We start from the raw sequence: 23,848 nt of genomic DNA, 5'->3' as shown, positions 1-23,848 counted from the left end.
GATCGATAGGAGTTCGTCTACGCTGGGCCGCATGGATCCGTTGAGTCACCTGCTGAGCGGCATCCGGGCCGAGGGCTCGGTACTGACCCACGCGGTGCTCGCGGCGCCGTGGACCATCCGATTCGCCGACCGCGCACCGCTGACCATGGTCACCGTGCTGCGCGGCGGCGGAGTGCTCGTGCTCGGCGACGGCACGGTGACGCCGCTCGCGGCGGGGGACACCGTGGTGGTCCGGGACCGGCAGCCGTTCTACGTCGCCGATCGTCCGGACTCCATCGGCGGACCGCACACCGAATACGAGATCGCCTGCTTCACACCGGATCCCGCATGCGAGGCCGAGGATTTGAGCGGAATCCGCTGGGGCGGTTCGGAAGACGGTGCGACCGCGCTCCTGGTCGGCGCCTACCGGACGTCGGCACGCCGCCACCAGCGCCTGGTGGAATCGCTGCCGCGGACGCTGCTGATCCGTGAGGACCTCGACGGCTGCGAATGGGTGGAATCCGCCGCGGCGCAAGCGGTCGCGCAGAGCGCCGGCTCGCAGGCCATGATGGACCGGCTGCTCGACTGGAACCTGGTGTGCACGCTGCGGCAGTGGTTCGCCGACGCCGGCCCCGACGCCCCCGCCTGGTACCGCGGCCTGAACGACCCCGTGCTCGCGCCCGCCCTGGAAATCATCCATACGGGCTTCGCGGCGCCCTGGACGGTAGCGTCGCTGGCCGCGCGGGCAGGCGTGTCACGGGCGCTCTTCGCTAAACGCTTCACCACTGTCATGGGCACCCCACCCCTGGCCTACCTCACGGCGCGGCGCATGGAGGAGGCCGAAGAACTCCTCACCGCAACGGATTTCACGACCGCGCAAGTCGCCGCCGCCGTAGGCTACGCCGACGCCTTCGGCTTCAGCGCCGCCTTCAAACGCCACACCGGCTCCAGCCCAACCGCCTTCCGTACCGCCGCCTGAATCCCGCAGTCGGGTCAGGGGTTTCAGGGGTTGCGGAGGTGGGCGGCGCGGAGCATGAGGTAGTCGCGTTCGGGCCGGCTGGCGGTGTGGCGGGCGGCGGCCGTGTAGGCGGCGATGGCTGCTTTGTCGTCGCCGGCCATTTCGTGCAGGTGGCCGCGGACCGCTTCGAGCCGGTGGGTGCCGGAGAGGGGTTCGTCGAGGGTGGTGGTGAGGTCGAGGCCGGCTTGGGGGCCGTGCACCATGGCGGTGGCCACGGCACGGTTGAGGGTGACCATCGGGTTCGGGGCGAGCTTTTCGAGGGTGTTGTACAACATCAGGATTCGTTCCCAGTCGGTGTCTTCGGCACGCGGGGCCTGGGCGTGCAGGACGGCGATGGCGGCTTGGGTCTGGTACGGGCCGGTGAGGCCGCCGGGGAGGGTGGCGGTGACCAAGCGGATGCCTTCGATGATGGTGTCGCGCTGCCACAGTCGCCGATCCTGTTCGGCCAGGGGGATGAGTTCGCCGTGCGTGCCGGTGCGGGCGGCGCGACGGGAATCGGTGAGCAGCAGCAGCGCGAGCAGGCCGGTCACCTCGGAGTCTTCGGGCAGGAGCCGGTGCAGGGCGCGGGCCAGCCGGATGGCCTCCGCGGCCAGATCGCCGCGCCGCAGCTCGGGTCCGGTGCTGGTGTGTCCTTCGGTGAAGATCAGGTACAGCACGTGTAGCACCGCCCCGACGCGTGTGCGCCATTCACCTTGGTACACAACGGCTTCGGGCGTGTCCCCGTCCGAGGGTGGGGCGAACGGCCGTTCCAGGCCGGCGAGTCGTTTCTTTGCGCGCGTGATGCGTTGCGCCATCGTCGCTTCCGGCAACAGGAAGGCGCGCGCTATCTCGGCGGTGGTGAGGCCACCGACGGCGCGCAGCGTGAGCGCGATGGCGGCCGCGGGTGAAAGGTCGGGGTGGCAGCAGAGGAAGAACAGCGTGAGCGTGTCGTCGCGGCCGGAATCAGTGAGCAGGTCGGAGTCCGCGCCGAACTCGTTGGCGCCGGGGATTTCTCGTAGCGCCGTGGCGGTCTCACGGTTTCGCCGCGCCACTTCGGCGCGCACGGTGTCGACGATCCGCCGCTGGGCGACCTGGATGAGCCAGCCGCGCGGATTCTCCGGGTACCCGTCGGCGGGCCATTGCGTCGCGGCGGCGAGCATCGCCTCCTGCAAGGCGTCCTCGGCGGTGGTGAAGTCGCCGTAGCGGCGCACCAGCGTGCCGAGGACCTGCGGTGCGAGCTCGCGCAGCAGGTCCTCGAGCCGGGTGTCCGGCATTACTGGTCGGCGGCGGGAGCGCTCATGACCTGGCGCACCTCGATGTACTCGCCGATCGGCTTGCCGCCCGGGCCGGGTGCGGCCGAGGCCTGGGCCGCGATCTCGCAGGCGCGCGCGGGGTTGTCCACGTCGACGATCCAGTAGCCGGCCAGGAATTCCTTGGTCTCGGGGAAGGGCCCGTCGGTGACGAGCGGCGCGGACCGGCCGTCCGAACTGACCACCCGGGCCTGGCTGGGATCGGCGAGACCCTGCGCGTCCACGAGTTCGCCGGATTTGGCGAGTTCCTCGCCGAGGGCGCGCTGGAAGTCGATGTGCGCCTGGATCTCCTCGGGCGTCCATTCGTTGATGGGTGTGTCGCAGTAGGCGGCGGGGCTGTAGGTCTTCAGCAGCATGTACTTCAAGATCGGCTCCTTCGTTCGGGACGCGCCGCGGTGGCACTCTCGTGCATTGGTCGGAGCCTGGCGCATCGATTCGACGTAGTTGCGATTCTCAGGGGGTGACGCTGGTCATAGTGGGCTCTTCGGGTCGGCGAGGCGGGCCGGGTCCACGGGTTCGCCGCTCAGGATGAGCTGTTTGATCCGGTCGGTGACGTCCCAGACGTTCACGTTCATCCCGGCCAGCACCCGGTCCGAGGAGCTCAGCCAGAACGCCACGAACTCGCGTTTGCCGAGATCGCCGCGCACCACGACGCGGGCTTCCCGCTGCGGCGCGACGTAGCCGGTGTACTCCATCCCGAGGTCGTATTGATCGGTGAAGAAGTAGGGCAGCTTGTCGTAGACGCCGGGTTTGCCGAGCATGGTGAGCGCCGCGACGGCGGGCTGATTCAGCGCGTTGGCCCAGTGCTCGACGCGGACGCGCTGCCCGAGGATCGGATGCTGCTGGTCGGCGATATCGCCGACGGCCACGATGTCCGGGTCGCTGGTGGCGAGGCTCTCGTCCACGAGGATGCCGCCCGCGGTGGACAGTCCGGCGTCGACGGCCAGTTCGATATTGGGCCGCGCGCCCACCGCGACCAGGACGGCGTCGGCCTCGATGACGGAGTCGTCGCCGAGCCGCACTCCGGTGGCCATCCCGTCGTGGGTGACGATCTCCGCGACCTTCACCCCGGTGCGCAGGTCGACGCCGTGTTCGCGGTGCAGTCCGCCGAAGACCGCGCCCATCTCGGTGCCGAGCGCCGCCTCCAGGGGCGTCTGCTGGGTCTCCAGGACGGTGACCTCGAGTCCCGCGATGCGGGCCGCCGCGGTCACTTCGAGGCCGATCCAGCCGGCGCCGATCACCACCAATCGCCGTGCGCCGCGGAACAATTCGAGCAGGGTCTCGCTGTCCTCGGCGGTGCGCAGCACGTACACGCCCTCGGCGTCCGCGCCGGGGAGCGGCAGCTTGCGGGGCCGGGATCCGGTGGCGAGGGCCAGTTTGTCGTAGGGGAGGGTCGTACCGTCGGGCAGGGCAATGGTTTTGGAGGCGCGGTCGATGCCGGTGACCGTGGTGCCGAGCATGACCTCGATGTGGTGGTCGCGGTACCACTGCGCGGTGTCCACGATGCAGTCGTCGACGGTTTTCTTGCCGAGCAGGCATTCCTTGGACAGTGGCGGCCGCTCGTAGGGCAGCCGTTCCTCCGCGCTGACGAGACTGACCGTCCCGTCGAAATCATTGGCGCGCAGGGCCTCCGCGAGCTTGGCCGCGGCCAGCCCCCCGCCCGCGATGACGAACCTGGATGTCGTGGTCATGCCGAAACCTCCTGCTTCGCGCAGTCGTGACGCCGCCGACGAGGCCGATACCCGACACTAACCCCCCGAACCGGAAATATCGGCGAGAATCCCGGTTGTTGCGCTTTGCAGGACGGCCGTGCCCGGCCGCAACCGTTTGCGAAAGGACTTTCCGTGAGTGACACCAAGAAGGACCGGGTCGACTTCTGGTTCGACCCGCTGTGCCCCTGGTGCTGGATCACCTCCCGCTGGATTCTCGAGGTCGAGAAGGTCCGCGATATCGAGGCGCATTTCCACGTGATGAGCCTCTCGGTGCTCAACGAGAACCGGGAAGGGCTGCCGCCGCAGTACGAGGAGCTGCTGAAGACCGGTTGGGGTCCGGTGCGCGTCGCCATCGCGGCCGCCAAGGAGCACGGCGAGAAGGTGCTGCTGCCGCTGTACACGGCGATGGGCACCCGGCTGCACAACCGCCGCGACGAGTACACGCAGGAGGACCGCGGCGACCGGCTGGCCGTCGTGATCCAGGAGTCGCTGGCCGAGGTGGGCCTGCCCGCCGATCTGGCCGCGGCCGCGAACAGCACCGACCTGGACGAGGCGCTGCGCGAATCGCATCACGCGGGCATGGACAAGGTCGGCCCGGATGTCGGCACCCCGACCATCCACATCAACGACTCGGCGTTCTTCGGGCCGGTGCTGTCGCGCATTCCGCGCGGGGAAGAGGCGGGCAAGGTGTGGGACGGCGCGGTCGCCCTCGCCTCGTTCCCGTACTTCTTCGAGCTCAAGCGCACCCGTACCGAAGACCCGAACTTCGACTGAGCGGTCCGGGTCTCCGATCGCGGGTCCGCGGGTTTCAGCTCGCGGGTCCGCGGTAGTCGTAGTAGGTCGTCGTCTCGCCGTATCCGCTCGGCATCGGTTGCGGATAAGCCCCGTACGGCGGGACGCCGGCCGGCGGTTGCGGCGGTGCCGGGCGCAGGAACATGCGCCCGTGCCGGCTGCGGTCGCGCAGCGCCGACATGCGCCAGGTGAGGACCGGGTGGGTGGCCATGGCATTGACCAGCCACACGAAGAAGCCCTTCTCCCGCGGTGCGCGGTCGGCCATTTCGTGGAATCCGACCAGCGAGTTCAGGTATTTGCCGCCCGCGAGGGTCTGCATGGCCGTGGCCGCGCCGTTCGGGCGATTGCAGAAGCCGTGATTGTCGGCGGTGTACTCCTGGGCGCGGATGAGCGTATTGCCGACGATGGGCAGGAACGGCACCAGGAACATGCCGAGCTGCCGCCAATACGAGACGTGCCCGGCCGCGATGTGCCCGACCTCGTGGCCGATGATGAAGGCGAGCGCGTCGGGTTGGCGTGCGGCGCCGCCGATTTCGAAGAGATCCGCGTACACCACGACGAACCGCCGGTATCCGTGTCCGGAGGCGAAGGCATTGATCTGCCCGTTGCCCAGCAGGACGTACGCGTCGGGCACCTTCTTCATGCCGTAGCGGGCGGCGGCCTCCTGCACCATGCGGTAGCCCTCGGGAAACTGGGTGGGTGACATCTTCACCCCGTTGACGCGCATGGTGGCGTAGGTGGTGCCGCGCCCGATCCACACCAGCAGCGGTGCGCCCAGGAACAACCCCACGTACTGGTTGATCTCGCCCAGCGCCACCATGAGGATGGCGAACAGGTAGCCGAGCACGGTGAGCGTCACCACGAGCACCAGCATGGGGATCTCCCAGCTGTGCCGGGCGGGCATGCCGTAGGGCGAGAGTCCCCGGGTCTGCTGCACGACCGGTGGCGGCGGTGGCGAATACGGTTGCTGCGGAGCCCATCCCGGCGGGCCGACCTGCGGGTTCCAGCCGGTCATCCCGGTGACGGGATTCCAGGCCGGGCCGGTGGCGGGCGGCTTGCCGGACTGCTGCCCATATTGATTGCCTGAGGTTTGCCCCCCGTAGGCGTTCGGCGGTGGAACTTGATCGTCGGACGTCATGGCGGCCACTTTATTCAGTTCTGACAGAATCGCAGCATGCGCGTATACCTGGGTGCCGACCATGCCGGCTTCGAACTGAAGAACACTGTCAAGGCCCACCTGGAGGGCCAGGGCCACGAGGTCGTCGACTGCGGCGCACTGGAGTACGACGCCCAGGACGACTACCCCGCCTTCTGCATCGAGGCCGCCCGCCGCACCGTCGCCGACCCGGGTTCGCTGGGCTTCGTGTTCGGTGGTTCCGGCAATGGCGAGCAGATCGCCGCCAACAAGGTGCCCGGCGCCCGCTGTGCCCTCGGCTGGAGCGTGGAGACCGCGCAGCTGGCCCGCCAGCACAACAATGCGCAGCTGCTCGGCATCGGCGGCCGCATGCACACCCCCGACGACGCGCTCGCGATCGTGGACGCCTTCGTCACCACCCCGTGGTCGAACGAGGAGCGTCACCAGCGCCGCATCGACATCCTCGCCGAGTACGAGAAGACCGGCATCCCCCCGGCCCTCCCCAACTGACCTGTGCCGGAAGGCCATACGCTGCACCGCCTGGCGAAAGAGCACCACAAGCGTTTCGCCGGCGGTCAGGTCCGAGTCTCCAGCCCGCAGGGCCGCTTCGCCGACGGCGCCGCCCGGCTCGACGGGCAGACGCTGCTGCGCGCCGACGCCTGGGGCAAACACCTGCTGCACCACTACGATTCGGGTGCCGTCCTGCACGTCCACCTGGGCCTGTACGGCAAATTCACCGAATCCCCGCTGCCCCTGGGCGAACCGGTGGGCGAGGTGCGCATGCGCCTGATCGGCGCGGGCCGCTCCGGTGAGTTCTACGGCATCGACCTGCGCGGCCCCGCCGCCTGCGAGGTGCTCCTCGAACCCGAGGTAGACGCGCTCACCGCCCGCCTGGGCCCCGACCCGCTGCGCCGCGACGCCGATCCGGACAAGGCGTGGGATCGCATCCGCCGCTCCCAGCGCCCGGTCGGCGCCCTGCTCATGGATCAGAAGATCCTGGCCGGTGTCGGCAATGTGTATCGCGCGGAAGTGCTTTTCCGCCACGGCATTTCACCGCAGCGTTCGGGCAATCGCCTGGATCGTGCCGAATGGGATGCGCTGTGGGCCGACCTCGTCGAGCTGATGAAGGTCGGTGTGCGGCGCGGCAAGATCGTGGTGGTGCGTCCCGAAGACGACCACGGCGCACCGGCTTACGCCAAGGACAAGCCCCGCACCTACGTCTACCGCCGGGTCGGCGAACCCTGCCGGTTGTGCGGGGCGACGGTGCTGCATTCGGTGCTGGACGCCCGGAACCTGTTCTGGTGCCCCGATTGCCAGCCGCGCTGAGAAAACCCCGCTGAAAACACCCAGGGCGGCGGATGACGTGATCGTCATGCGCCGCCCTGCGGGGTACGGGATGTCAGTAGTCGATGCGGTCCGTCTTGGCGAGCCAGGCATCGAACGGTGCGGTGCGGTTCGGCAGGTCCAGGTGCTCGATCGTGGTCGGCCAGACCTCGTCGGGCTTCTTCTCGAACAGCTCGTAGAACTTGCGGTCGTCGAACCCGGCTACCGCGGCGTCGTGGCGGTCGGCGGCGAAGACGATGCGGCTGACGCGGGCCCACAGGGCCGAGGACAGGCACATCGGGCACGGCTCGCACGAGGTGATCAGGATGCAGCCCTCGAGCGAGAAGGTGCCGAGCTGCTGACAGGCGGCGCGCATGGCGTTCACTTCGGCGTGGGCCGTGGGGTCCAGGTTCGTGGTGACCTTGTTGTGGGCGATCGCGACGATCTCGCCGTCCTTGGCGACCAGCGCCCCGAAGGGACCGCCGCCATTCGCCACATTGTCGGTGGCAAATTTGATCGCCTCGTCCAGCCAGGCGCGTTCCAGCTCCTGCAGACTCGTTTCTTGGGCGTGTGCGGTCACGGTCACTCCTTGATCCCTTACTGCGTGTGTGATGAATTACACCGAATACCGGAGGCCGCTATCTAGGGCGGTAAGCATGAAAACGTTCGCGGGCGGGGACCGGGTTTTCGTAGACACTCACAAAGGCCGTAACAACCTCGGCCGAAGCCCGTAACGAGATCAGCGCAGCACCGTCTTGGTACGCATCAGGAATTCGGCGAGATAGCCCTCGTGCGGCAGGCCGGGCGCCATCCAGGGGGTGGGATGGTCGCCGGCATAGACATTTGCGATGGTCGGCTCGGCCACCAGCGCGTCGATCAGCTCCGCGTCGGTGGTGACGGCGGTCAGAACGAGGGTATTGCGCAGGGGCCGGATTCCGGCGGCGCGATCCCAGGATGAGATCCACACACAAGGAAAACTCAATTCCGTGCCGAGCTGTTCCGCGAAGGGGTTGTCGACCTGATGGACGGCCGGTCGGAGCACGGCACGGCCGTCGCCGAGGTCGTCGACGATGGTGTCGCCGCCCAGCCACGCCTTGGTGCCCGCGGCCCGCTGCCGGAGATGGGCGTCCCAGCGGCGGGCGAGACCGATCGGCGCTACCGGCAGGACCGCGCGGTCGTCGGTCGCGGGCAGGCTGGGCAGGGCGGCGAGGCGTTCGGCGAGCGCGGCGGCCAGGGGTGCGGGGTCGCCTTCGACGAGTACGCCGGTGGCATTGACGCAGCCGACGCCGCCACCGCTGCTGATCGATTCCACGAGGGTGCCGAGGATCGGCTCCCAATCCGTCTCGGCGGTGATGAGGATCTTCGAGCGGCCCGGACCCTGCGGCAGGATGCGCGGATCGCCCGCGTACTTGCGCATCACCTCGTCACCGCCGTAGACCATGCCGAGGTCGGCGTGCCGGAGGATGTCGTCGGCGGCGGTGTGGTCGGTGGGCAGCAGGACGATTCGGTCGTCGCCGACGCCGGCCGCGCGGAGGGCGGTGATCAGCCGATGCGGCGTGAAGGGCTCACGCCGGGAGGGACGGACGGCGACGCGATAACCGAGCGCCACGGCGTCCAGCCAACCCTGGTGCACCGCAGGGTGATTGCCCGCCGCGTGGACGGCGAACACGTTTCCGCGCCGGGTCCACACCGCCGCGCCGCCGCGGGTCAGCGGATCGCGCCATGAGACGGCCGCGCCGGCCGGGCGCGCCTGCTGCACGCTGTGCTGGATCCGCGCCAGGGCCTGCGCGATATCGGCGGTGGCATTGCGCACGGCCGTGATCGGTATGCCGGTGGTCGCGCTGACGGTGTACTGGTACTCCTCCGGAGTCAGTCCAGCGATGGACTCGGTGGCGAAGGCCCGGCCCGCCTCCGCGAGCGCGGCGATGCGCGCGTCGAGGGGCAGTTCCGGCGCTCGGTGCAGCGTCTTCATCGTGCGGGTGACGTAGAGCGAGGGCGCGAGACTCAATGTCGCGACCGGGTTTCCGGTGAAGTCCTGGAGCGTCTCCACGCGCCGGGACCGATACGGACCGCCCGGGCCGAGGACATCGAGGGTCAGCATCAGTACACGCCTTCGATCACGGCCGCGCCGCTGAAGGAGGCGACGGGTGCGACGTCGGCGACGGAATCGCCGAAACCGCCCGCCGCCGGTGCGATCCGGGTGGCGTAATCGCGCTCGATATTGTTGACCAGCAGGGCAGTTCGGCTCATGTGGTGCACGACGATCTGCCCGCGCTCGCCGTAAGGAACAGCGCGGCCGGTGCCGGGGTCGACCACCCGGAATGTCGTGTACGGGGCGAAGGAGTCGAAGACACAGGGTTCGTCGGCGGCGAGGCCGGGGCGTTCCACCGCGGTGCCCAGCATCATGGTGCTGCCGTAGCCGCCGACCAGTTTGGTGTTCGGGAAGACCTCGTCGCGCAACAGATCCCGGGTGTCGGCGTCCAGACTCGTTCCGCCCCAGATGATCGTGCGGATCTTCCGGTTCACCAGTTCGACCAGGTCATCGTGCTGGGCGAGGCGTTCCAGCATGGGCGGGGTGGCGAACAGCACGCCCACGTCCTGGCTCGCCAGGATGTAGCCGATCTGCTCGATGAGATGGTCGGTGTAGGCGCTCGCCATGTCCATCCGGCCCTCGGCGATCAGCCTTTTCACCCAGCGCGGGTCCAGGTCGATGCCGAAGTTGAGGCCGCCGCGGGCCGCCGCCGTATCGACCGCCATGGCGCCGACATTGTGCGGTCCGGCGGGAACGGCGCTGAGCCAGTCGACATTCCGGGGTACGCCGTGGGCGTCGAGGCGTTCGCTGAACCATTCGATATTGCGGCGCTGCCATTCCGCGGTGAACATTACGCGTTTGGGTTGTCCGGTGGTGCCGCCGCTCTCGTAGACGGCGGCGGCGTGGTCGTCGCCGTAGCCGCGGGGAATCAGTTCGCGGACAGGGACATCGCGGAGTTCGTCCACCACATTGGGAAACAATCCGAGGTCGTCGAAATCCCGGATATCGGTCAGCGGATCGAAATCGAGGGTCTGCGCGCGCCGCAACCAGAATGGCGATCCGGTTTCCGGGTGGAAGTGCCACCGCATCATCTCCCGTACGAATTCCCCGAATTCCGCGCCATTGTGCTCGGCCATGAACCATCCTCTCCCAAGATGAAAAGTATTATGGCGCAACGAAATACGATTTCACACTGGAGGAGTCTACGAAATGCGCGGCCCGGCTCGCGTTCGGCTTCGTGGCTTCCACGCCTGGCCGCCGCCACCCGGTCGCGGGTGTACTCGCTCACGGCAGTTGTGAGTTGTTGCAAGGGAATCCCCTTGCCGGACAAGGAGTTCCCGTGGCCATCCAGCGGAAGCATATGATGTACGACTCGACGATCGTCGACGCCGATCCGGATACCGTCTGGTCTGTTGTCCGCGATGCCCTGCGGGTGGTGTCCATCGTCTCCGGGCCCGCGGCGAAGGACGTGCACTGGGTCGGAGACGCGTCACCCGAACGGGTTCCGGCGCTGTACAACTTCACGCTGGTGTTCAGCGACGGCCTCGTCCAGCAGGAGGTCGCCGGGCGCAACGAGCTGGAGCGGTCGCAGACCTACCGATCCATCGAACCGACCATGGGCGTGGACCTCTACGTCGGCGCCATCCGGGTGCGGCCGATCACCAACGACCCGCACCGCAGCTTCTTCGACTGGACGCGCGAACTGACCATCGCCGCCGACGCGGACACCGAGGTGGTCGAAACCATCATCGACATGATGTCGAAGCAGACCGACGCCATCCGTGACCACTTCGCCCAGCAGTAGCAGCGGCAACACCTCACCTGATGAAGGAGCAAGCCTTGGCTGAGACGTTGTCCGGTCGGCAGATCGAAATCGCCTGGCCCGAACTGGGTATCACGGTCACCGCGGAACTCGACGATCGCAATCCCGAACTGGCCGACGCGCTGTGGGAAGCGCTGCCCTACCGGAGCCTGCAGGGCCACGCGCTGGTCGCGGGACAGCACCTGTACCACGTGGCGCCGATCCCCTCACTGCTGCATCTGCCCGCGTCCACCCGGATCGCGGACCGGCGCGAGGCGCCCGACGGCACCGTATTCTGCTCCGCGCTACAGCATCTCGGCATCAAATACGGCACCCTCACCGAGCCTATGCCCGCCTCCCCGGTGGGCCGGATCCGCGACGAGGACCTGCCCGCGCTGCTGGACGCCGGGCAGCAGATCTGGGATTCGGTCTATTCGACCAAACAGCCGATCCTGGCCGAGGTCCGCAAGGCGGGTACGCCGGGCGGGCACCGCATTCCGCATCTGACCGCCGCCGATCCGGACGCGAACCGCCTCATCCATGACGTGTACACCGCGACCGAACAGGCCTGGCTCACCGAACCGCGCGAACTCGCCGACATGCACCGCGGGCTGATCCCTTCCGGGGCCGGGAGTTTCGAGACGGTCCTGCCCACCCTGTTGTTCGTGAACGGGGAGACCCGCCCGCTCGGCTACGCCACCTACGGCGGTCTGGTCCGCGCCGCGATCCAGGACATGCCGCTGGATTCGCTGCGGCACATGACCCGCCTGCTGGTCGGCATTCCGGCCGAATTCCTGGGCTACTGCGGCCTGGACGACCTGTGGTCCTTCACCCGGCGCTTCCTGGACTGCCTCGACCGGCTCGACCGCGACGACTTCCTCGCGGTGGTGAGCCAGCTGGCCCTCTACGTCAACTGCCTGGGCGGCTGGAATCTGCACCTGTTCCCGTGGGACGCGGGCGACGACCTGCGGCAGCTGCGGCCCGCGGAAGTGGGCCGGCAGTCGTGAACGAGCTGCCCGAGCGCACGGACGTCCTGGTCATCGGCGGGGGAGTCATCGGCACCTCGATCGCCGCCCGGCTCGCCGAGGCGGGTGTCGGCACCGTGCTGCTGGAGCGCGGTGCGCTCGGGTCGGGATCCTCCGGGAACACCGCGGGTGTCATCCGGACCTACTTTCCCGGCAATACGCTCATCAGCAGCCTCGCCGCGCGCAGCCTCGCGGCCTATCACGCGCTGGCCGAGCGGACGGGAAACGACCTGGGCCTGCGGCGAATCGGCTTCCTGGTGCTGCTCACCGAGGAACGCCAGCTGGAAGACTTCCGGCGCACCCGGGCCGCGCAGGGGGCGGCGGGGGTCGAGGTGGAACTCGTGAGCCGTTCCGAGGCAGTACAACTCAATCCGCTGCTCGATCCGGGCAGCATGCTGGCGGCGGCCTGGGCGCCCGAGGCCTATGCCTGCGACCCGGCCGCCATCGTCAGCGCCTACGCCACCCTCGCTCGCGAGGCGGGTGCGATCCTGCGCACCGAAACATCAGTCACCGGAATCGATCCCGACGGTCAGGTCCACACGACCGCGGGCAGCATCCGCGCCGGACTCGTTGTCTGCGCGGCGGGACCGTGGGCGGGGACGGTCGCCGCCGCGGCGGGCGTGCGCCTGCCGGTGAGCACGTACCCCGTCGACATGCTTCTCACCGATGCGCCCGCCGATTTCGCGGGTACCACGCTGCCGATGACATTGCACCCGTCCAGTCTGCGAATCCGATCCTGGGGAGACCGCATTCTCGTCGGAATGGGCCGCCCCGGGCCGGGCGAATCCCGGGAGGACTGGCTGCGGCGGGTGTCGCACCAGCTCGGCGCCACTTTTCCGGCCCTCGCCGGGCAACGCCTCGAGCACGGGTGGAGCGGGGACCTCGATGTCAGCCCGGACGGGATGGCATGCATCGGCCGCGATTCCACCCGCCCCTTCGTGTACGCGGCAGGGTTCTCGGGTCAGGGGCTGTGCCAGGCGCCCGCGGCGGGAGAGATCGTGCGTGACCTGGTGCTCGGCCGGAAGTCGTGGACCGACACCACCGGCCTGTCGACCGACCGCTGGCCCGCCGGCGCCGTCGCGGCCGGGTGAGAGAAGGAAATTGTCATGATCATCTTGGGGTGCAACGGTTTCACCCGCGTCTCGCAGTTCTTCGCCGAGCATTTCGGCGCCGTCGGCATCGACAAGCACTACCTCATGGGCCACGACGCGGGTGCGGCGCTGCTGGTGGACGGGGTGCTGGTCGCGGCCGTGGAGGAGGAGCGGCTCAATCGCGAGAAGAAGACCACCGATTTCCCGGTCGGCGCCGTGCAATGGTGCCTGGAGTCCGCGGGATTGCAGTTCTCCGACATCGATCTCATTGCCGTTCCATGGAATTGGTCCGCCGAGGTCGTGGACGAGCTGCTGGCCGATATCTCCGCCGCGCCGATGGCTCCGGACGCGAAGCAGTATCTGCTGAGCAATATCGCCGAGCTGGCCCGCCGAGTCGTCGGCCCCGAAGCGATCCTGGCCGATTTCGCCGCCCGGACCGGCTTCACCCCCGACCCGGACAAGGTGGTGTTCGTACCGCACCACCTCGCCCATGCGATGACCGGCTACTACCTGGCCGGTATGCCGGACAGCGCCTTCCTCGTCAGCGATGGTCGCGCGGAACGGTTTTCGGCGCTGCTGGGCGAGATCCGCGACGGGCGCATCCGCGTCTTCGAGGAGTCGACCATCGGCGCGGAATACTCGGTCGGCATCTTGTTCAGCGCGATCACCCGTTTCCTCGGCTTCGTGCCCAACAATGACGAATACAAGGTGATGGGCCTGTCGGGGTACGCCGCGCCGCCATCCCCGAACCCGTTCGTCGAGGAGTTCATCGAACTGCACGAGCACGGCCGATACGCCTTCCGCCGGCCGCTCGAAACGGACGACCCGCACAGCCTGGATCCCCTGTTCGAGCAGTTCTTCGGCCCGTTCCAGGACACCCTCGAATACAAGTCGCGGGTGGCCGCGGCGGCGCAGGAGATGCTGTATGTCCTGACGAGTCACCAAATCCGCGCGCTGGAAGCCGAATCGGATCTGAACCATCTGCTGTTCGAGGGTGGCGTGGCGCTGAACTGCCTCAACAACACTCCGCTGTTCGAGGGTTCGCGATTCGACGAGATGGATGTGAGTTTCGGCGCCAGCGACACCGGCATCGTCCTCGGCGCAGCGGTTTACGCGTGGCTCGAACACTCCGGCACCGCGGGTGAGCGGCAGGCAACGGCGCCGGTCACGCCGTATCTCGGCCCGGAGTACGACGATTCGGCCATCGAGCGGACCTTGCGGGAATTCGGTGATCGGGTGGGCTGGACCCGGCTCAGCGATGACGAGGTCGTGGATCAGGTGTCGAAACTGCTCACCGAGAAAGTCGTCATCGGCTGGTTCGAGGGCCGGATCGAGCATGGCCCAAGGGCTTTGGGGCATCGCAGCATTCTGGCGAATCCGAAGTTCCCGGATATCAAGGACGTCATCAATACTCGCGTCAAACATCGGGAACCGTTCCGCCCGTTCGCGCCGCTGGTGCTCGAATCGGAGGCGCCGAAGATCTTCGAGATGGGCCGCAAGACCCGTTCGCCCTACATGACTTTCGTCTTCCCGGTGCGGCCGGAATTCCACGAGGTCATTCCGGGCGCGACCCATGTGGACGGCACCTCGCGGGTACAGACCATCACCGATCGGGACACTCCGCGACTTGCCGCGCTGTTACGCCGGTTCACCGCGCTGACCGATGTGCCCTGCCTGATCAATACCTCGTTCAACGTGGCGGGCGAGCCCATCGTCTGCACGCCGGCCGATGCGCTGAACTGCTTCCTCGGCACGGAGATCGATTACGTCGTGCTCGGCAACTACCTGGTCACGAAGGCGGCTTCGGTCGTATGACACTCGGCCTCGACCCCGGGTCGACGACGACGCTGGTCCTGCTGCGGCACGGCGAGACCGCGTTGACGCCCGGGAAACGCCTCTCCGGCAGCGGCGGTTCGGATCCCGCCCTGTCGGAGACCGGCTCGCGGCAGGCCGAGGCCACCGCGGCCCGGCTCGCGGCGGACGGCACGGTGCGGGCGGTGGCGTCCTCGCCGCTGCGCCGCTGCCGGGAGACCGCCGCGGCCGCCGCGAACCGGCTGGGCCTGCCCGTCGAGATCGACGACGACCTGCGCGAGGCGGATTTCGGTGTGTGGGAGGGGCTTACGTTCGCCGAGGTCCGAGCACGCTACCCGGAAGAGATGGCCGCCTGGCTGCGATCGCCCGCGGCGGTGCCGGGCGAGACGGGCGAGCCGTTCGAAGCGGTGACCCGCCGAGTCGAATCGGCGCGGGACCGGCTGCTGACCCGGTACTCGGGGAGTACCGTCCTGGTCGTCTCACATGTCGCGCCCCTGCGGACGCTGATCCGGCTCGCGCTGGGCGCGCCACCCGAGTCGCTGTTCCGTATGGAGCTGTCGGCCGCGTCGCTGTCGACGGTGGTCTATCCCAGCGCCGGCGACGCGTCGGTGCGATTCCTGAACGACACCTCGCACCTGCGGTAAGCCGTCTGTCGGTTCGGACACATTTCGCGGACGTTTCCGGGAGCCGTTCCGTTTGTGCGATGAACCTATTCGTTCACGGGTCCCCGATCGGTTTGTCATAGGTTCCTGCAAACTATCTCTGGCCTGCGCACATCGGCTTGACCGAGGGGTCCACCGCGACGTAGTTTCGAGTTCACCGACTTGTGAGCTGTTGGAAGGAGGCGACGTCGGATGTCGATTATTTCCGACCTGCGTCACCTCGCTCACCGGTCTGCGTGGGTTCCGGGTCGTGTCGCGCACGGCTGCTGAGTAGCCCCTTCTCGGCTCCTTCCGATCTTTTTCACCGCTTCCGGCACGTCGCTGCGTGCTGCCTGCGCTCCGGGTACCCGGGCTGCGCCACCGAAAAAAGAAAGCTCCTGAGATGACGATTAGGTTCACGATCGCGCACCGAAATGAGGATGTGCCATGGTAGACGCGCGGATTACGGTCAATGGGAAGGTTCAACCCCTCTCTCCGGCCGCACCCCACACGACGGTCCTGGACTTCCTGCGTGATCGTGGCCTGACCGGGAGCAAGGAAGGCTGCGCCGAGGGTGAATGCGGCGCCTGCTCGGTGCTGGTGGCCCGGCCCGGCGTGAACCGGCCCACCGACTGGGTGGCGGTCAATGCCTGCCTGGTGCCGGCGGCCGCGCTCGACGGTCAGGAGATCGTCACCTCCGAGGGCCTCGGCGACCTCGATCCGACGGGCGTGCCCACCGAGCTGCACCCGGTGCAGCAGGAGATGGCGATGCGCGGCGGGTCGCAGTGTGGTTACTGCACACCGGGATTCATCTGCAGCATGGCCTCCGAGTACTACCGTCCCGGGCGCTGTGGTTCCGCGCCGGCGGCGGAGGCGGCCGAGCCCGAGGTCGAGGCGCACGGTCACGAGGATGACCACGAGCACGGCCCGAACGGCTTCGACCTGCACTCGCTGAGTGGAAACCTGTGCCGCTGTACGGGATACCGCCCGATCCGTGACGCCGCGTTCGCGCTCGGCGCGCCGAGCGACGAGGACCCGTTGGCGCAGCGTCGTGACGCGCCCGCGCCCGCGCCGGTCGCCACCGAATACTCCCAGGACGATCGCACTTTCCGCCGTCCGGAAACGCTGGCCGAGGCGGTGCAGCTGCTCCGCGACGTGCCCGGTGCGGTGCTGGTCGCCGGCTCCACCGACTGGGGTGTGGAAGTGAATATCCGTGCCCGGCGCGCGGATTACGTGATCGCCATCGATCGGCTCCCCGAATTGCGTTCGCTGCGCGTGGAACCCGATTACCTCGAGGTCGGCGCGGCCGTGCCGCTGACCGAGATCGAGCGCCGGCTCGACGGCAGTGTGCCGTTGCTGGCGCAGTTGTTCCCGCAGTTCGCATCCCGGCTGATTCGTAACAACGCCACCTTCGGCGGCAACCTGGGTACCGGTTCGCCGATCGGTGACAGCCCGCCGGCGCTGCTCGCGCTGGGTGCGTCGGTGGTGCTCGCCTCCGCCGACGGTGAGCGGGTCGTCGAGCTGGCCGACTACTTCACCGGTTACCGGCAGAGTGTGCGGCGGGCGGATGAGCTGATCCAGGCCGTGCGCATTCCGCTGCCGCTGGCGCCGGTGACCGCGTTCCACAAGATCGCCAAGCGCCGTTTCGACGATATCTCCAGTGTGGCAGTGGCTTTCGCGCTGGATATCGAGGACGGCATCGTCCGGTCCGCGCGTATCGGTCTGGGCGGTGTGGCCGCCACTCCGATCCGCGCCCGCGACACGGAGGCCGCGCTGGTCGGTAAGGCCTGGTCTGCCGAGGTCGTCGAGGCCGCCGCCGCGGTGCTGCAGTCCGAGGGCACGCCGATGAGCGATCACCGGGCCAGCGCCGCCTACCGCGCCGCGATGCTCGGTCAGAGCCTGAAGAAGCTGTACGCGCAAACCACCGAGGCGGTGTTGTCATGAGCGAGCTTGCGAGCGAATCGAAAACACAGCGTCCCTGGCTCTTGACGGAGCCGAGCGCTAGCGAGGCGGAGTCATGAGTCATTTGTCCGAACGCCCCGAGAAGCCCGTTGTCGGCGTACCGATGCCGCACGAGAGTGCGTCCCTGCATGTCACGGGGACCGCGCTCTACACCGACGACCTGGTGTATCGCACCAAGGATGTGCTGCACGCCTACCCCGTGCAGGTCATGAAGGCCCACGGCCGGGTCGTCGAACTGCGCACCGAGGCCGCGCTCGCCGTGCCCGGTGTGGTGCGGGTGCTCACCATCAAGGACGTGCCCGGCGTCAACGACGCGGGCATGAAGCACGACGAGCCGCTGTTCCCCGACGAGATCATGTTCCACGGCCACGCGGTGGCGTGGGTACTGGGCGACACCCTGGAAGCGGCCCGGCAGGGCGCGGCGGCCGTCGAGGTGGAGCTCGAGGAACTGCCCTCCACCATCACGGTGCGCGAGGCGATCGCGGCCGAGAGCTTCCACGGCGCCCGGCCCACCATGATCCGCGGCGATATCGACGCGGGTTTCGCCAACTCCGCGCATATCTTCACCGGCGAGTTCGAGTTCAAGGGCCAGGAGCACTTCTACCTCGAAACCCATTGCGCGCTGGCGCAGGTCGACGAGGCCGGGCAGGTGTTCATCCAGAGCAGCACCCAGCATCCCTCCGAGACCCAGGAAATCGTCGCGCACGTGCTCGGCCTGCACAGTCACGAGGTGACCGTGCAGTGCCTGCGCATGGGCGGCGGCTTCGGCGGTAAGGAAATGCAGCCGCACGGCTTCGCGGCCATCGCCGCGCTCGGCGCCAAGCTGACGGGCCGCCCGGTGCGCTTGCGGCTCAACCGGACCCAGGACCTGACCATGTCCGGGAAGCGGCACGGCTTCCACTCCAGCTGGAAGATCGGCTTCGACGCCGACGGCCGGATCCAGGCGCTGGACGCCACACTGACCGCGGACGGCGGCTGGAGCCTGGATCTGTCCGAGCCGGTGCTGGCCCGCGCGCTGTGCCACATCGACAACACGTACTGGATTCCCAACGCGCACGTGGCCGGTCGCATCGCCAAGTGCAATACGGTGTCCAACACCGCGTTCCGTGGTTTCGGCGGCCCGCAGGGCATGATCGTGATCGAGGACATCATGGGTCGCTGCGCGCCCCTGCTGGGCCTGGATCCGGCCGAACTGCGCGAGCGCAACTTCTACGCGCCGAACCAGTCCACCCCGTACGGGCAGCCGGTCGAGCAGACCGACCGGATCGGCAAGATCTGGCATCAGGTGCAGGACGACGCCGACTGGACCGAACGCCAGCGCGATATCGCCTCGTTCAATGCCGCGCACCCGAACACCAAGCGCGCCTTGGCGATCACGAACATCAAGTTCGGTATCTCGTTCAACCTCACCGCCTTCAACCAGGGCGGTTCGCTGGTGCTGATCTACAAGGACGGTTCCGTCCTGATCAACCATGGTGGCACCGAAATGGGCCAGGGCCTGCACACCAAGATGATGCAGGTGGCCGCCACCACGCTCGGCATCCCGCTGCACAAGGTGCGGCTGGCGCCGACGCGAACCGACAAGGTGCCCAACACTTCCGCCACCGCGGCCAGCTCCGGCGCGGACCTCAACGGCGGCGCCATCAAGAACGCGTGTGAGCAGCTGCGCAAGCGGCTGGTCCAGGTCGCCGCGACCCAGCTGGGCGGGAGCGCCTCGGATGTGCGCATCGTCGAGGGCGTCGCCCGGGTGCTGGGCAGCGACAAGGAACTGGACTGGGACACCCTGGTGCACACCGCCTACATGCAGCGGGTGCAGTTGTCGGCCTCCGGCTACTACCGGACCGAGGGCCTGCACTGGGATGCCAAGGGGTTCCAGGGCTCGCCGTTCAAGTACTTCGCGTACGGCGCCGCGGCGACCGAGGTCGAGGTCGACGGGTTCACCGGCGGCTACCAGATCCGGCGCGTGGACATCGTGCACGATGTGGGCGACAGCCTCTCGCCGTTGATCGACATCGGTCAGGTCGAGGGCGGATTCGTGCAGGGCGCGGGCTGGCTGACCCTCGAGGACCTGCGCTGGGACACCAGCGACGGCCCCAACCGCGGGCGGTTCCTGACCCAGGCGGCCAGCACCTACAAGCTGCCCAGCTTCTCGGAGATGCCCGCCGAGTTCAATGTCACGCTGCTGCAGGACGCCACCGAAGAGGGCGCGGTCTACGGCTCCAAGGCCGTCGGCGAACCGCCGCTGATGCTGGCCTTCTCGGTGCGCGAGGCGCTGCGGCAGGCCGCCGCCGCGTTCGGGCCGAGCGGGGTCAGCGTGGATCTGGGTTCGCCCGCGACGCCGGAAGCGGTGTACTGGGCGATCCAGGAAGCGCGCAAGGGCGATGCTTCTTCGAACGGCCACACCCTGCACGCCACCAATGGTCACGGCCTGAACGGCAACGGCCACAATGGAAATGGCAACGACAGCAATGGCAACGGCAAGAACGGTAACGGCACGAACGGGCATGCCGGCAACGGCAATGGCAACGGTAAGGCCCGGACCGACGACGCAAGCACCCTGAGCCGTGTCTGACATGACGTGGGTGGCCGCGGTCTCGCGGTTACGAGCACGCCGGGAACCCGGCGTGCTGGTGACCGTCGCGACCGTGCGCGGCCACGCACCCCGTAAGGCCGGCGCCAAACTCGTTGTGGGGCAGTCCGAGACCTGGGGCTCGATCGGCGGCGGCAATATCGAGGCCGTCGCCATCGATCGGGCGCGCGAACTGATCGGCCAGGCCGATCCCGAGACCGAACTCATGGAGTTCGCGCTCAATGACAAGGTCACCAACCGGCACGGCGTGCAGTGCTGCGGCGGCGCGGTCACCGTGCTGCTGGAACCACTGCCCGTGGTGCCCGCGGTGGCCTTGTTCGGTGTCGGGCACGTCGGGCTGGAACTGGCCCGAATCCTGGCCCGCCACAACCTCGATCTGCATCTCATCGACACCCGCCCCGAACAGCTCACCGAGGAACGTCTCGGTGTGCTCGCGGATTCGGTGGCGCAGATCCACGTGCATCACACGCTGCTGCTGCCCGAGGAAGTGCTCGCGGAACTACCGCGCGGCACCCACGTCCTCATCATGACGCACGATCACGCCGAGGACGCCGCGCTCTGCGATACCGCCTTGCGCACAGCCGATCTCGGCTCCATCGGGCTGATCGGCTCGGCGGCCAAATGGTCGCGGTTCCGGCAGCGCCTGGCCAACGAGGGCGGGCACGACGCGGCCACCATCGATCGGATCAAGACCCCGATCGGACTGCCGGAGATCACCGGCAAAGAACCCGCAACCATCGCTGTGAGCATCGCGGCGGATCTCCTGCTGACCTTCGAACGGGAACGGCAGCAAGCGGTTCCGGCGCCAGCGGTCGCGATACTCAACGCAAGCTGATATTCCACCGAAAAGTCACTGCGGCGGCGCACATCAGTGCGCCGCCGCAGTCTTGTTTCTGTCAGCCGGTGAGACCCGCGCGAGTACGCAGCCGGAGCAATTGCCAGAGGCCGACCGCGAGCAATGCCGCGGTGGCGATGATGTACACGTCGCCCAGCGCGTGTTCCCACCAGGACCAGTGCAGTTCGCGGTGATCGCCGTTGGGTACCAGGCCGGGACCGATCAGGAACACCAGGGTGAACGCGGCGATGGCGATCAAGGGGCCGCGCCCGGGATGCGTGGTTGCCCAGGCGACCGCCGTCACCAGCGCGGGCGCCACCCACACCCAGTGATGCGTCCACGACACCGGCGAAATCAGCAGCAGCACTGCCGCGTTCACGAGCAGCGCCGTCACGGAAAGGATGGTGATCGGCGGCGTTGCGGAGCCGGTGCCCTCGAGCGTGGCGTTCTTTCGCTCGACGGTGACCAGGTGATGCATCAGGACCGCGCCGGCGCAGACGAACGCCAAGCCGACCCCCAGCCACACCAGAGTGGTCGCGGAATGCGGTACGCCGAGCCGGAACACCATGCCCTTGATGGACTGATTACCGACATAGTCGGGCGAGCCGATGCGGTTGGTGTCGATCACGGCGTGGAACCAGTAGTCGCGCGATTCCCGTGGGAACACCAGGAATCCGGCCACCACCACCGCCGCGGCCGTTGCCGCCGAGGTGGCCGCGGCCTTCCAGTCCTTGCGGATGAGGAAATACAGCACGAAGGCCGCCGGGGTCAGTTTGGTGACCGCCGCGAGGCCGATGAGCACGCCCCGGGGCCACCGTGGCTTCACGGAGAGGCAGTCGAGGGCGACCGCGGCCATCAGGACCAGATTGATCTGCCCGAACCACAAGGTGGTTCGCACCGGTTCGATGGCGGTCATGGCGACCACCGCGGTGGTGGTCAGCGTGACCCGGGTGCGCAGTTCCAGGTCCGGCCGGATGCGGGACAGCACCAGCCCGATCGTCACCGCCAGGCAGGCCAGCGAGGTCGCCGTCACCATGAATTCGGCCAGCCACAGCGGCACCACGGCGAGCGGGATCATCAGCACCGCCGCCGACGGCGGATAGGTGAACGGCAGATCGGTGTGATTGGCGACCCGCAGCGTCGGCCCGTACAGCGTTTCGTGGTGCAGCCAGGCGCGGGTGTCGACCCGGTAGACCTGCAGGTCCAGGAACCCGTGCAGCGCCGAGAAGATCGCCGTGAACGCCACCGCGAGCAGAATTCCGAGCACAATCGGGATGCGGGGAAGGTATCGCTTTTCGTCTGTCTTCGTCTTGCGCAGCAAGCTTCGCTGCCCCGCCCGGATCGTGATCATCGAGACAGACACTAACCCTTCGGCCTTGCACGCGAGTAGTCCGGATTGCGTTGCGGGAGTGGCCTGTCGATGACGGGCCGGGTGTCGCTCGTCGCGTCCCGGCCACCCCAGTGCGCCAGCCGGCTCCCCGGCGTGGCGAACCAGGTTGTGTAGAAGACGAATACGACCGCCGCCAGTGCCCCCAGCACCGCGAACCCGGCGAGCACCGGGTACTCCGACATGGTGACCGGCAGGAAGCGATACGACAACAGCAGTCCGCAGAACACCAGGACGCCCAGCGACACGATCCGCGCCCGGTAGAGGTCCCAGCCCCGATCCGGGTCACGCAGCGCCGATTCCACCGTCAGGCACAGCACGATGCCCGCCACGAGATCGCAGCCGTAGTGGTAGCCGAAGCCCAGCGTGGCCAGCAGCGTGCACACGAACCAGAAAGCACCCGCCCAGCGCAGCCACCGCGGCCCGATCCGGGAGTGGATGAACAGTGAGGTGGCCCAGGCGGCGTGCATCGACGGCATGCAGTTGCGGGCCGTCTCCGAATCGAACAGCATCGGCTCCGGATTCGCCGTCAAGGCGGGTAGCACGTGCGGCCAGTCGCCGATCTGCAATCCGTGTCCCAGCGGGCCGTACGCGAACACCGGGCCGACCACGGGGAACAGCACGTAGCCGAGCGGGCCGATCACGCCGAGCACCAGGAAGGTGCGCAGCAGGCTGTGCCGCGGCCACGGGGTAGTGGTCACATTGCGCAGCTGCCACACCGCGACCACCATCGCCGCCACCGGTAGCTGGACGTAAACCACATGCAGGATGTGCGACGGGATCGGGCCGGCCGCATCGAGCAATCGGCCGACGAGCCAGGCGGGTTCGCCCAGTGCGTGATCGGCGAGCTGGACATATTGGTCGAGCACCCGCGGCCCGGCAATGATGCTGACCAGTAGCCAGGTGTCCGCAAGCTTCGAGGCCATGATCAACAAGGCGCCGAATGCGATGGCGTGCAAGGCCGTTCGCCGCCGCTGTCCCTGCCAGCGGAACGCCACCACGGTCAATGCGGTCAGCGCCAGCGTCGGGCCGGTCCCGATGGAGACATGCCACCCGCACAGCGCCTGCAATCCCAGCGCCAGCAGATCGAGCACGGCCGCCGCACTCAAGCTGACGATCCGGGCCCGCATCGGAACGCCGATGCAAGCCAGCCCCAGCCCCGCCCAGGACACGGCCGCCGATTGCGGGTTCCCCAGATAGTCGTCGAGCAGGCTGCGCAGCGGTCCGATGACCCCGTGCCAGCTGGCCCACGCCTGCGCGACCGCGAGCAGAGCCACCGCCGCGAGCACTCCGGCCGCCGGTAGCGCACGCGAAACGGTCCCGCCGCCGGACAACGACGAGCCGGAAACGTTCATCTCGTGGTCGACCAGCACTGTAAATCGATAACACAAGATAAACGGAGGCACAACTTCCGGTTACCGTTT

At 68.1% G+C, this 23,848-nt stretch carries 21 protein-coding genes; 12 read left to right on the top strand and 9 right to left on the bottom strand.

Translation table 11 applies throughout. The annotated features are described in order from the left end of the window. The first annotated feature begins 31 nt into the window (after positions 1-31). Positions 32-958 (top strand): AraC family transcriptional regulator, encoded by a 927-nt coding sequence (locus ACH438_RS10915; RefSeq protein WP_397003625.1) that lies wholly within the window; start codon positions 32-34, stop codon positions 956-958. A 23-nt stretch (positions 959-981) separates the two neighbouring features. Here the strand turns inward: ACH438_RS10915 and ACH438_RS10910 are convergent, their stop codons facing one another. From ACH438_RS10910 to ACH438_RS10900, 3 genes are all read right to left on the bottom strand, one after another. Continuing rightward, entirely contained in the window at positions 982-2,250 is a 1,269-nt protein-coding gene (locus ACH438_RS10910) for an RNA polymerase sigma factor (RefSeq protein ID WP_397003623.1), read from the bottom strand. Then, positions 2,250-2,651 carry a YciI family protein gene (locus ACH438_RS10905; protein WP_397003621.1) on the bottom strand — a complete coding sequence of 134 codons (402 nt, stop codon included), beginning with the start codon at positions 2,649-2,651 and terminating at the stop codon, positions 2,250-2,252. The genes ACH438_RS10910 and ACH438_RS10905 overlap by 1 nt, the downstream gene beginning before the upstream one ends. A 105-nt stretch (positions 2,652-2,756) precedes the next feature. Next, positions 2,757-3,977 (bottom strand): NAD(P)/FAD-dependent oxidoreductase, encoded by a 1,221-nt coding sequence (locus ACH438_RS10900; protein ID WP_397003619.1) that lies wholly within the window; start codon positions 3,975-3,977, stop codon positions 2,757-2,759. A gap of 153 nt (positions 3,978-4,130) precedes the next feature. On the opposite strand from ACH438_RS10900, the gene ACH438_RS10895 reads away from it, so the two are divergent. Continuing rightward, entirely contained in the window at positions 4,131-4,772 is a 642-nt protein-coding gene (locus ACH438_RS10895; RefSeq protein ID WP_397003617.1) for a DsbA family protein, read from the top strand. 34 nt (positions 4,773-4,806) lie between these two features. On the opposite strand, the gene ACH438_RS10890 is transcribed toward ACH438_RS10895, so the two are convergent. Continuing rightward, on the bottom strand, positions 4,807-5,805 hold the full coding sequence (locus tag ACH438_RS10890; protein WP_397003760.1) for a M48 family metallopeptidase: 999 nt from the start codon (positions 5,803-5,805) through the stop codon (positions 4,807-4,809). A 159-nt stretch (positions 5,806-5,964) separates the two neighbouring features. Between ACH438_RS10890 and ACH438_RS10885 the strand changes: the two genes are divergently transcribed. Together ACH438_RS10885 and ACH438_RS10880 are read left to right on the top strand one after the other, a co-directional pair. Further along, positions 5,965-6,435 carry a ribose-5-phosphate isomerase gene (locus tag ACH438_RS10885; protein ID WP_397003615.1) on the top strand — a complete coding sequence of 157 codons (471 nt, stop codon included), beginning with the start codon at positions 5,965-5,967 and terminating at the stop codon, positions 6,433-6,435. A 3-nt stretch (positions 6,436-6,438) separates the two neighbouring features. Then, entirely contained in the window at positions 6,439-7,251 is an 813-nt protein-coding gene (locus tag ACH438_RS10880) for an Fpg/Nei family DNA glycosylase (protein WP_397003613.1), read from the top strand. Between the two features lie 73 nt (positions 7,252-7,324). Here the strand turns inward: ACH438_RS10880 and ACH438_RS10875 are convergent, their stop codons facing one another. The 3 genes from ACH438_RS10875 to ACH438_RS10865 form a co-directional block, all read right to left on the bottom strand. Next, on the bottom strand, positions 7,325-7,828 hold the full coding sequence (locus ACH438_RS10875; protein WP_397003611.1) for a nucleoside deaminase: 504 nt from the start codon (positions 7,826-7,828) through the stop codon (positions 7,325-7,327). A 159-nt stretch (positions 7,829-7,987) separates the two neighbouring features. Further along, the gene (locus tag ACH438_RS10870) at positions 7,988-9,349 is read right to left on the bottom strand and encodes an aldehyde dehydrogenase family protein (RefSeq protein ID WP_397003609.1); all 1,362 of its coding nucleotides are present in this window, start codon (positions 9,347-9,349) and stop codon (positions 7,988-7,990) included. Next, a complete protein-coding gene (locus ACH438_RS10865) occupies positions 9,349-10,416 on the bottom strand; it encodes an AMP-binding protein (RefSeq protein ID WP_397003607.1) in 1,068 nt (355 codons plus the stop codon). The genes ACH438_RS10870 and ACH438_RS10865 overlap by 1 nt, the downstream gene beginning before the upstream one ends. 203 nt (positions 10,417-10,619) lie before the next feature. Between ACH438_RS10865 and ACH438_RS10860 the strand changes: the two genes are divergently transcribed. The 8 genes from ACH438_RS10860 to xdhC all read left to right on the top strand — a co-directional run bounded on the left by ACH438_RS10860 (position 10,620) and on the right by xdhC (position 21,037). Further along, positions 10,620-11,084, top strand: a complete 465-nt coding sequence (locus ACH438_RS10860; protein WP_397003605.1) for a hypothetical protein — start codon at positions 10,620-10,622, stop codon at positions 11,082-11,084. A gap of 35 nt (positions 11,085-11,119) precedes the next feature. Then, positions 11,120-12,088, top strand: coding sequence for a hypothetical protein (locus ACH438_RS10855; protein WP_397003603.1), 969 nt, complete (start codon positions 11,120-11,122; stop codon positions 12,086-12,088). Beyond that, a complete protein-coding gene (locus ACH438_RS10850) occupies positions 12,085-13,197 on the top strand; it encodes an NAD(P)/FAD-dependent oxidoreductase (RefSeq protein ID WP_397003601.1) in 1,113 nt (370 codons plus the stop codon). The genes ACH438_RS10855 and ACH438_RS10850 overlap by 4 nt, the downstream gene beginning before the upstream one ends. Positions 13,198-13,212: 15 nt before the next feature. After that, positions 13,213-15,012 (top strand): carbamoyltransferase, encoded by a 1,800-nt coding sequence (locus tag ACH438_RS10845; RefSeq protein ID WP_397003598.1) that lies wholly within the window; start codon positions 13,213-13,215, stop codon positions 15,010-15,012. Next, complete coding sequence (locus ACH438_RS10840) at positions 15,009-15,653, top strand: histidine phosphatase family protein (RefSeq protein WP_397003596.1); 645 nt, start codon at positions 15,009-15,011, stop codon at positions 15,651-15,653. Before ACH438_RS10845 ends, ACH438_RS10840 begins: the two co-directional genes overlap by 4 nt. 444 nt (positions 15,654-16,097) lie before the next feature. Next, on the top strand, positions 16,098-17,594 hold the full coding sequence (locus tag ACH438_RS10835) for a xanthine dehydrogenase small subunit (protein ID WP_397003594.1): 1,497 nt from the start codon (positions 16,098-16,100) through the stop codon (positions 17,592-17,594). Positions 17,595-17,667: 73 nt separating this feature from the next. After that, entirely contained in the window at positions 17,668-20,184 is a 2,517-nt protein-coding gene (gene xdhB / locus ACH438_RS10830; RefSeq protein WP_397003592.1) for a xanthine dehydrogenase molybdopterin binding subunit, read from the top strand. A 1-nt stretch (position 20,185) separates the two neighbouring features. Next, a complete protein-coding gene (xdhC, locus tag ACH438_RS10825; protein WP_397003758.1) occupies positions 20,186-21,037 on the top strand; it encodes a xanthine dehydrogenase accessory protein XdhC in 852 nt (283 codons plus the stop codon). A 61-nt stretch (positions 21,038-21,098) separates the two neighbouring features. Here the strand turns inward: xdhC and ACH438_RS10820 are convergent, their stop codons facing one another. Continuing rightward, positions 21,099-22,388 carry a glycosyltransferase family 87 protein gene (locus tag ACH438_RS10820; protein WP_397003590.1) on the bottom strand — a complete coding sequence of 430 codons (1,290 nt, stop codon included), beginning with the start codon at positions 22,386-22,388 and terminating at the stop codon, positions 21,099-21,101. An 11-nt stretch (positions 22,389-22,399) separates the two neighbouring features. Then, positions 22,400-23,779, bottom strand: coding sequence for a phosphatase PAP2 family protein (locus tag ACH438_RS10815; RefSeq protein ID WP_397003756.1), 1,380 nt, complete (start codon positions 23,777-23,779; stop codon positions 22,400-22,402). Positions 23,780-23,848: the final 69 nt, after the last annotated feature.

Origin of the sequence: Nocardia sp. NPDC020380 (assembly GCF_044386975.1) — a bacterium.
GTDB lineage: Bacteria > Actinomycetota > Actinomycetes > Mycobacteriales > Mycobacteriaceae > Nocardia.
This window is presented reverse-complemented; position numbering and strand designations above follow the sequence as displayed.